Genomic DNA, 2,107 nt, shown 5'->3' with positions numbered 1-2,107 from the left:
TCTTACGCTCTGCTTTTACAATTAACTGAAGTCCCATCAGCATTTAAACTCCACAATGGCTGCCTGCTCAAACGCTTGTCTGACCTGGGCCAGGACCTGGTCAGGGATTGATTGTCCTCTAATATCATAGACGACCCGGCAAGTTCGAATGTGCGATGGAAGCTGTGATAGTCCGTAAGATATTCTGGCAATATTGTACGCAATACTGAGTTTTATAGATTCCGGGGATGCGAGGCTGTGGCTGGCTACAAGTAGAAACTCTCCATGTTCATCATTAATAAACTCTGGGGTAAACATCACACCTCCCTTTTATTACCTTCGCCGATTTCTATCAATTGAATGCCTTTTCATCAAAAATTTATCATAGCAGGTATCCTGACCGAAAAACGATGTCCGCTTCTCACTGTGCCGGAGGCGGACATGACAAGCAGCACAGCGTATTAGTTGTCAATGGTGAGGAGGCGGTGTCCGGATGGCGTGACAAAATATCTCTATTAGTGAATGCTCCGGTTAAGCGGGATACTTACGTATGCAAGCCAGATTTCTTATTCGACACGCTTCACCTCCGGATGACGCTCTGTTGCCGCCTCATGTAAAATGTCATCAAGCCAACCTGGAATTTCTGCCTCTGTCAGATCGTTCGGAATTGCGATGTCGTAAAGCCGGGAAAATTTTCGYTCTGTCAGGTCTGCGCGGAATACCAGCCAGCGCTCCCCCTCACGTTTGATCCCAAGGTGTCGTCCAAAAACGTTGTAGATTAGCATTATTAATCTCCTGGCATTTTCATCAAAGTAAAGGTGACAAATTCACAGAGTTTTTTTATTTTAAGCTGATACTATTATTTTTCGCCCATTTCCTTAATCTGCCATTAGCATTAGCATTAGCATTAGCATTAGCATTAGCATTAGCATTAGCATTAGCATTGGCATAGGGAGATGATGTGTTAAATGAGATCATTCGCCCCATAGTCCATTTTGTGTACCATGGTTTAGCATACAAAGCGTCATCAGTGAGCCCATCAATAAGTTTCACTATTTCATCTTTTACTTCCTCGAGCTCAGTAATTAACGCGTTATAATCCAATTCGCTATAATCAGAGTAAAATTTTTGCGCCAGAAGCCCAAGTTGATTCCACTTAAAACCGGTTTCTGGAAAATTAACAGGCAATCCTTTCCCGTCGGAAGTGATCCACTTTACAACCAGAGTGTTCCACCCGAGCAGATAGGAAACCAGATCGCGAACACTCATTTCCGTGCCCTTGCAGTGTCCATCCATTGAGTTATCTAAGGTGAGTTCGGGGGGGATGGCATTAAGATAACTRATTAATTTATTGAAATTTTTATCGATTGCTAAAAGCAATTCAGATTTTGTTTGCGGYACATTCATACAGMGTTACCCCGCACTTCAGAAGAGATCCATAAAGACGCCATGTGSTGTTTAAATATCAATCAATTATGTACTTCCTGGCACGAAAGGGGAAGTCCCTGTAAACAGCTCTCTCTTTGTTCAAGGCACATGAATCACYMGAGGTTTGAGGCTATCAGGGGCTGCGACAGCAGCCCTGTGCCAGAGGCGGAAATCAAGGTATTTTCGATACATTAAATACTAGGGAGTCGGTTAACTWGCTTTCAAGTATGTTAATGATCAAATCGAGTGGGAAGATTATTTCATCGGTATGTCTGAGCTCTTCTATTGTCCACCAGTAATGATCGCGAATAACATTTTTTTCGTTGCTACTCCACCTTGAGCGATCAATATCTGATTTATTTGTATTAATAATAAAGAAATGCTCTTCAGCAAGAACAGTCTCCCCACCTGGTAGCATCATTGTGAAGGTTCTGGATGCTATCTGCGGTCCTGCATCTGTTCCATCACAAACGCTAAAACTTTCTCCGCGTTGAGTGACGCATAGGGCAGACTTTCAATAATTGCAATTGAACGAGAGTCCCCGACAATTTTTTCAATCTCGGAGACCTTGTACTGAATGTGTGGCGCAATCAGAAAACCGTCGAAAGCGGGAGCTACACTGGCAAAATTATCCAGACCCACAGCGCTAATAATGAGAGTGTAGTCCTTTTTTTCTGCCAGCAACTGCATCCTTTTGGCG

Annotated in this window: 3 protein-coding genes and 1 pseudogene; all 4 read right to left on the bottom strand. The window is 43.3% G+C overall.

Features of this window, described 5'->3' with window-relative positions; translation table 11 throughout:
• Positions 1–545: 545 nt before the first annotated feature.
• Entirely contained in the window at positions 546–764 is a 219-nt protein-coding gene (locus AC1DUO_RS24355; RefSeq protein ID WP_013575645.1) for a DUF7661 family protein, read from the bottom strand.
• 55 nt (positions 765–819) lie between these two features.
• Positions 820–1,386 carry a ClbS/DfsB family four-helix bundle protein gene (locus AC1DUO_RS24350; protein ID WP_477989163.1) on the bottom strand — a complete coding sequence of 189 codons (567 nt, stop codon included), beginning with the start codon at positions 1,384–1,386 and terminating at the stop codon, positions 820–822.
• Between the two features lie 193 nt (positions 1,387–1,579).
• A pseudogene (locus AC1DUO_RS24345) lies at positions 1,580–1,867 on the bottom strand (NUDIX hydrolase); the annotation flags it as partial.
• A partial coding sequence (locus tag AC1DUO_RS24340; RefSeq protein ID WP_477989161.1) for a PTS sugar transporter subunit IIB occupies positions 1,846–2,107 on the bottom strand: 262 nt, incomplete at its 5' end. The gene AC1DUO_RS24340 and the pseudogene AC1DUO_RS24345, both read right to left, overlap by 22 nt.

The organism is Rahnella sp. P4_A8 (genome assembly GCF_056402435.1).
The sequence above is the reverse complement of the archived record's forward strand: the minus strand, read 5'-3'. Positions and strand labels throughout refer to the sequence as shown.